Genomic DNA, 7251 nt, shown 5'->3' on the forward strand with positions numbered 1-7251 from the left:
TTTTTGGTAGTATAATTAACCTTTTTTCTGGTAAAAGAGGCATTTTTTATTGTGGAACAGGCATCTTGCCTGTTGCAGCTTTTTGGTAGTATAATTAACCTTTTTTCTGGTAAAAGAGGCATTTTTTATTGTGGAACAGGCATCTTGCCTGTTGCAGCTTTTTGGTAGTATAATTAACCTTTTTTCTGGTAAAAGAGGCATTTTTTATTGTGGAACAGGCATCTTGCCTGTTGCCCAAAAAATATTAAAAACACTGCCTTATTTAAATTTTAATATATTCTAAGTTTTCCCCTCTAAATCTGCCACTATTTTTAATAAAGCTTCACGATTTTTTTCAATCGAGCCAGACTGAGGTGAACGCCCTCGGATGTCAAATCAACTTTCAAATCCCGTGACTTTTACCAATCACCCAACTACGGCGAAAAATCCGAGCCAGAGTCGATTCTTCCAAAGCAAAATAGATAGGGCGACCGTGAGGACAAGTGCGCGGATTACGAGTTTTCTGCCATTCATCCAACAAATTTTGCATTTGGTAAAGACTCAAAGGAGTACCGTTTTTCATAGCACTGCGGCAAGCAGTCGCAACTTGAGCCGCTTGTAAATCTGCGACTTTACTGAGCTCAAAAAGCGCATCCGCACAGTCATCTCGATCGGCTAACAATTCAGGAACTTCGCGGGCGGCCCATAGCTGTTCGCCAAAACTTTCTACTTCCAAACCCAAGCGGGATAAATTCTCAATTTGCAGCGCCGATAATTGACTGAGAATCACGGGTTTTTCTAGACATTTTAGCTGCCAAGCCGCGCACAATTGCTCGTATAAAACCCGCTCGTGAGCGATGTGTTGTTCCACCAACCACATTCCGCTGGAATGTTCCGCAACAATGTAAGTATTGTGAACTTGAGCGATCGCCCTCAATTCCATCAATCCTATTTGATTAGCTTTTTCCTCTTCACCGCCGCCATCATTCTGCCTAGCCGAAATCCCGACACTGTAAGCACTTTTTTGTTCCGATGCCTTCAGCAATTGTCCCACTCGATCGGGAATTGGGGCAGGCGGCAAAACTTCATCGTTCAAATGCAAGGCACGATTAATTGCCGCGCTAACTTGCGCTTGCCAAAAACTCGGATCATGCAGATAAATTTCCACCTTAGCGGGGTGGCGGTTCCAGTCGATTTCCGAAGGGGAGATTTGCAGGTGGACAAAACACACGGGATAGCGATCGCGCGGACAAGTGCGGGCAAAGGCGCTGAGAATAGTTTGTTCTAATTCGGGCGATCGCACAACTCGCCGATTTACCCCAACTTTCACCCAATCCGGCCGCCTGCGGTGACAGCGATCGGGCAAACCAATTACTAACTCCAAACGCTGGGAATTGGGAATTTGGAAATGAGAACTGGCAACTGGTAATTGGTAATTAGGCGTAACTGTAGCGCCAACAAGTTGAGTTTCTACTAATAAATTTGCGGCTTTCTGATTTTGAGGACTCGCAGGCAAATCTAACTTTAAATACTGCAAATCGCTCGATCGCACACCGCGCACGAATTGAGGTAAAAGTTGTTCCGCTGTGCTACCAGGAGTTACGTGCAAACAAGGCGTATTTCCTTGACGCAACTGCCAATTAACGTGCGGGTGACAAATAGCAATTTGCTGAATGATTGATTGGATCGATCGCATTTGCTGTGCCGGCGACAAAAAACTGCGGCGCACAGGCCAATTGCCAAACAAATTATCAACAGTCACCACCGTACCCGGAGCGATCGCGGCTGTTTCCACCTCCACAGCAACGCCCGCGTTATTGTAAACCACCCGCCAGCCCGATCGAGCATTTTCAACTCCCCCCTTGTTAAAGGATGATTTAGCGGGGGTTTGCGCCGAATCTCGATTTTCCGAAAAATCCCCCAACCCCAAATCATTCGATCGGCTCAAAACCTCCAAACAGCCCAACTGAGCTAAACTGTGCAAAGCTTCCCCACGAAATCCCAAAGTAGCAATTTTGTAAAGGTCAGCTTCCGTGGTAATTTTGCTCGTACTGTGAGGCGAAGCCGCCTGCTGCAAATTTTCCAGATCCATTCCTGTACCATTATCTGCAACTTGCACCCGCCACTGTTCGGGCCAGACAGAAACAACGATGCGAGTTGCGCCAGCATCCAGAGAATTTTCAACTAATTCTCGTACCGCGGAGGCGATCGAGTCAATCACTTCGCCGGCGGCAATTAAGTTGATAACTTCTGTGGGTAAGGTTTGAATAGTAACTGGCATCAAATTTTTAGCAGATCGTTAATTCAATTATACTTGATTCTCCAAGTCGCTACACAGTATTAGGACTTACGCTCTTAAACCCGGTTTATTAGGAAAATATTGTTTTACAACAAGATATTTACTCATCAACCAAGTCTCTGAGGCTTAGTGATAAAGTCCTAAGTATATATCTTCCTACCTACTTAAACTTGATCTGATAAAACCATAATTTTCGGCAAGCGGATGTAAAAAGTTGTGCCTTTTCCGTCCTCTGACTCATAAGTAATTTTCCCTTTATGAGCCTCAACGATCGACTTAACAATCGCCGTTCCCAACCCAGTACCAGTCCGCTTGCCATAAGTTACAAACGGTTCAAATAACTTTTCTTTAATTGTCGGCGGAATGCCTGGGCCGTTATCGTAAATGCTAATTTCTGCCCACTCCTCACTTTGTGTCACCGCAATCTCCACCCTACCTCCTCTGCCGCCAAAAGCCTCAACAGCATTCCCAACTAAATTTTGTAAAACGCGCAAAATCTTATTTTCATCCGCTTCCACTATTACTTCTGTCACCCGTACTGCTAAATCTACTTTTGCTGCTTCACAATAAACTCTGTTCAACTTTTCAAACTGCTGCAACGTCTGAATTAAATTAACTGGTTTTTTATTGAATACAGAATTACCTCGCGAAAATTCTAATACTTCTTCAGCCATCCCCAACATTCGATGAACCTGCAATTGAATAAGTTCACACCACTCCTGAGTTTCCTCATCTGAGTGCATTTCTTTGAGCATTTCACTGGAGAGTTTAATTCCGGTAAAAGGACTTTTGAAATCGTGAATAATTGTACTCACCATTTCTCCTACCAATACCATTTTTTGTTTGTGTACCAACTGGCTCACATATTGATCCGTGGTCTCCCGTAAATTTTTAGTAATGAAACTAAACATTTGCAGTACCGAACTGCCTTTAGCAAACTGGAGAGTTGTGATTAGTTCTTCACGGCCTATTTTCGCCAAAGTCGAGCCTGCAACTGCCACAGCTCTAGCACTGCGTGGCTCTCCGTCTAAAACTCCGAGTTCGCCAAAATAATCGTCTGGCTTAGCGATAGCAACCGTTTGATATTTATGATTTTCAATCCGCTTGCTAAACTCGACTTTACCTTCTAAAACTAGATAGAAAAAATCGGCTATTTCTCCTTCTTCAAAAACCAGCGTTTCCTCATCAAAACTCTCCAAAACAGCTATTTGGCAAAGGTGAGCAGCTTGCTCTGGTTCAAAATAAGACATAAATCGATGAGATGCCAGATCCATGTGAAAATACCTGAGAGTTAATTTAAACAGTTTCTTTTTTCTATTTTCACCGATCGCCATCGGTGCGTTAATAAAATACAATACTGCTTTAATCTGGCTCTCTTTTCTAGCCTCCCAGGCTGTGACGCCAGGACTAGCGTCTGGATGCAGAGCCAGACTAGGACAGCAGCACCAGCAATCTCACCAAAGTTCTCAGTTAATTGACTAAAATACATAAATATTGTACTATTTTTGAGATTTAAATTGGACGTGGGAGAGTTCTCCGGCCGCCTCAGAAGATTTTAACTGTAGAGAGATCGTGTAAATTAAATGCCGATCGACCTAGTTTACAAAAATTAACGATCGCCCGATAAAACGATCGCAGCATTCTGCCCGCCAAAGCCAAAACTTAAACAAACCGCATTTCTGACAATAGCCGATCGCGCACAGCGAACAAAATCTAATTCAAACCCCGGTTTTTTCATTCCCGTGCAAGGCGGCAACATCTGATATTTAATGCTCATCAAACAAAAAGCCACGCCCAAAGCTCCCGAAGCTCCCAAAGTATGACCCGTCGCCCCCTTAGTCGAACTAACAGCAACTCCTGGGTGAAATAACTTCTCAATTAATAGTGCTTCGTGTCGGTCATTTAACTCAGTTGCAGTACCGTGAGCGTGAATAAAATCTATATCAATCGCCGCCAAATTGCTGCGTTTCAAACATTGATTTACCGCCGCGATCGCACTTTCCCCCCCTAGCTCCGGCGCGTTAGCATGACAAGCATCATTTGTCAAGCCAAAACCGGAAACTCGACCGTAAATTTTAGCACCACGACGCCTTGCCAACTCGGCCGATTCTAATACAAATAAAGCCCCGCCTTCACCGAGCACAAAGCCTTCCCGATTTTCATCAAAGGGATAGCACCCAGTGTTTGCCAAAGCACCCATCCGGCTAAATCCAGCCAGAGTCAGCGGTGTGATAGGCGCTTCCACAGCACCTGCGATCGCCCGCTGACACTCACCAGTGCGGATTAAATCAACAGCGCGGGCGATCGACCAAATACCCGTCGCGCAAGCAGCCATCGGTGCCAGTACCGGCCCCGTCGAGCCAATTGCCCTCGCCGCCGCGATCGCCCCCATGTGAGGCAAAAAATTCACAAATTGAGAATTGGGAATTGGGAATTGGGAATTGGGCATGGGGAATTGGGCATGGGGAATTGGGCATTGCGAATCGGTAATTGGGAATTCTCTTTCCTCTTCATTCTCCCCTCTTCCTTCTTCCTTCTTCCTTCTTCCCTCTTCCTTCTTCCTGACATCCGTTACATCCGTTACATCCGTTACAGAATCCGTTGCCGAACTTCCTTCTTCCTTCTTCCCTCTTCCTTCTTCCTTCTTCCCTCTTCCTTCCCTCGCCAACTGTTCCAAATTTGCCTGAAACCCGCGGCTAGAGCCAATAACAATCCCGCAATCAAGCAAAGGTAAAGTCAAATTAGCATCTTGCACAGCATCTGTTAAAACCTGCCGAATTAAAGTTATTAAATCGACAGGTTTTTTGCCAATTAAAGCCAAAGGTCGCCGTTCAAGTTCTAAAAAAGGTTGATGCCGATCGATTCCAGATTCTCCCGACAGAAGTCTTTTCCAGCCAGTTTCCAGAGTCCCTAAACCCGAAACAAGACCAATTCCAGTAACAACAACATCCATTCACTAATGACTGCTGACTAATGACTAATGACTACCTTCAGCTAACAGGCTTAAAATTTTCCAAACCCTGAGTAACGGTAGCCTTATCAATGCGATCGCCCGCTTCAATCTTATCAACAACATCCATCCCTTGCTTCACGTACCCAAAAACCGCATAGCTACCGTCCAAAAACGGTACATCGGTCAAAGTAAAGTAAAACTGAGAAGAAGCCGAATCAGGACTCTGCGATCGAGCCATAGCAACAGCCCCGCGACTGTGCATCAACACGGGTTTCTCCTTAACCCCAGCTTCTTCTAGCGTCGCGCTGTAAGTCGGATTGGCAGCACCTTTAGCTTTAATTTCCAGAGGAATCCTGCGTTCTGCAGTAGTTTTCGGGTCAATAAAACCACCAGTTCCCAGTCGCGCCGTAGGGAATTTAGGGTCTTTACCCTGGGGGTCGCCGCCCTGAACTACAAAAGGCTGAGGTTCCCGCACGACTCGGTGAAATACCAGCCCGTCGTAGACTCCTTTCTGAACCAAATCGACAAAATTGCCCGCAGTAATTGGCGCATTTGTGCCGTCGAGTTCGATCGTAATTGGAGCACCTTTAACCGTCATCACCACCGTTGCTTTTCCTTCCAATCGTGGCAAATTGCTAAATTGCGAACTCGCCGCTACAGCAGCAGGAGAAGGAGACGGAGACAAAGAAATATTTTCACCCGACGCCGGATTCGATGTCGGAGTCGAGTTTGCCACAGGGGAACTACCGCATCCTTCGACAAACAACGCGCCAATTATTAAAAGTGAGAATAACCACCGCTGAATTTTGATTTGCATTTGCATTTGTATTTCACTTTGAGTCAATTACGGACTTTGCAACTAAAGATTTTAATTCAATAGTCCGCAGTGTTTTTAGTTCGCAGTCTGAAACCCGCGATTTTCCTTTGCTAGCGAACTAGCCTTGGAGCCTTGAAAGCCTTATTCTACGGTTGGCTATCAAAAACTGTCGGAAGTATTGTTAATTGATAGATTCAAAAACTGGTAACAGGCTTACTCGCAGATAAATCTTTTTCACTTACCAGGTAGGTAAGGTGCGTGGCCCGGCGCACCCTACTAGACATTACCAATCGAAAATCGAAAATCGAAAATCCCTAAAGTCCTTCTAGGGGAACTTGCAAAAATCGAGCCAATTCGGCCGCTTGATTTTCCACTTCCGACAAAGCAATCGGCTGTCCGACTCTAGTCAGGGGAAACTGACGGCGGTCTTTGAGCTTAAGATAAATACTGCGTCGGGGACTGAGACCTTCTTTAATGTCCACCCGCACAGATTGCACGTCCGATGTCTTGCAAGTAAAATCAACTTTGCGGTTTTTGCCGGGAAATCCCCAGCGAAAGATCCGAACGTTGCCAGTTTGTCGATCGAACTCGTTGTAACCGCCACCGACATCCCAGAGAATAGTCAGCCACAGGTAGAGCGCCAACAGCACGCCACAGACACCGTAGAAACCCATCGCAATGCCTTGGGGGATGAAAATGAGCTGAGTCGGGTCAGCAAAAGGCAGCAGGTTAACGTGCAAGTAGCTGGAAATGCCCGACAGCAGGAAACCCGTCCCTCCAATGCTGACCACCGTCGCCCACCAGTAATTGCTGAAGCGGCGGGAGCCCAAAACCGGGTAGCGCAGGACAGGATCGATCGAGGTCATTGTTTTTGCAGTCATAAAATTAAACAGCCTTAAAGCCAAATCTTAATTCAATTAGCCCACCGAGTGTCACGCTTCGCTGAGGCGATCGCGATCGACCGATCGGCATTGTGTATCAACTCCTGCTAATTATGTTGAAAAATTCTGAACTTCTAATATATAGTTATGTTAACTTTAATTAGAAACCTTGGTCTTTTAACAAGCAAAAGGATTTTACCGCAATGACAATCGCAGTCGGACGCGCCCAGACCGAAAGAGGCATCTTTGATGTCCTCGACGACTGGCTCAAACGCGATCGCTTCGTCTTCGTAGGCTGGTCTGGCATCCTGCTATTCCCCTG

Annotated in this window: 5 protein-coding genes and 1 pseudogene; 1 reads left to right on the plus strand and 5 read right to left on the minus strand. The window is 45.7% G+C overall.

Annotated elements, in window-relative coordinates; translation table 11 throughout:
• Window positions 1-382: 382 nt before the first annotated feature.
• The 5 genes from mutL to QUA43_RS25420 form a co-directional block, all read right to left on the minus strand.
• Complete coding sequence (gene mutL, locus QUA43_RS25400; protein WP_333377464.1) at window positions 383-2260, minus strand: DNA mismatch repair endonuclease MutL; 1878 nt, start codon at window positions 2258-2260, stop codon at window positions 383-385.
• 182 nt (window positions 2261-2442) lie between these two features.
• The gene (locus tag QUA43_RS25405) at window positions 2443-3552 is read right to left on the minus strand and encodes an ATP-binding protein (RefSeq protein WP_333377467.1); all 1110 of its coding nucleotides are present in this window, start codon (window positions 3550-3552) and stop codon (window positions 2443-2445) included.
• A 335-nt stretch (window positions 3553-3887) separates the two neighbouring features.
• The gene (locus tag QUA43_RS25410) at window positions 3888-5231 is read right to left on the minus strand and encodes a beta-ketoacyl synthase N-terminal-like domain-containing protein (protein WP_333377470.1); all 1344 of its coding nucleotides are present in this window, start codon (window positions 5229-5231) and stop codon (window positions 3888-3890) included.
• A gap of 37 nt (window positions 5232-5268) precedes the next feature.
• Complete coding sequence (locus QUA43_RS25415; protein WP_445302002.1) at window positions 5269-6054, minus strand: peptidylprolyl isomerase; 786 nt, start codon at window positions 6052-6054, stop codon at window positions 5269-5271.
• A gap of 308 nt (window positions 6055-6362) precedes the next feature.
• Window positions 6363-6929, minus strand: a complete 567-nt coding sequence (locus tag QUA43_RS25420; protein ID WP_333377475.1) for a photosystem I assembly protein Ycf4 — start codon at window positions 6927-6929, stop codon at window positions 6363-6365.
• Between the two features lie 203 nt (window positions 6930-7132).
• Here QUA43_RS25420 and QUA43_RS25425 point away from each other — a divergent pair.
• A pseudogene (locus QUA43_RS25425) lies at window positions 7133-7251 on the plus strand (photosystem II D2 protein (photosystem q(a) protein)); the annotation flags it as partial.

This window comes from Microcoleus sp. N9_B4 (assembly GCF_036701635.1).
Taxonomy (GTDB): Bacteria; Cyanobacteriota; Cyanobacteriia; order Cyanobacteriales; family Microcoleaceae; genus Microcoleus.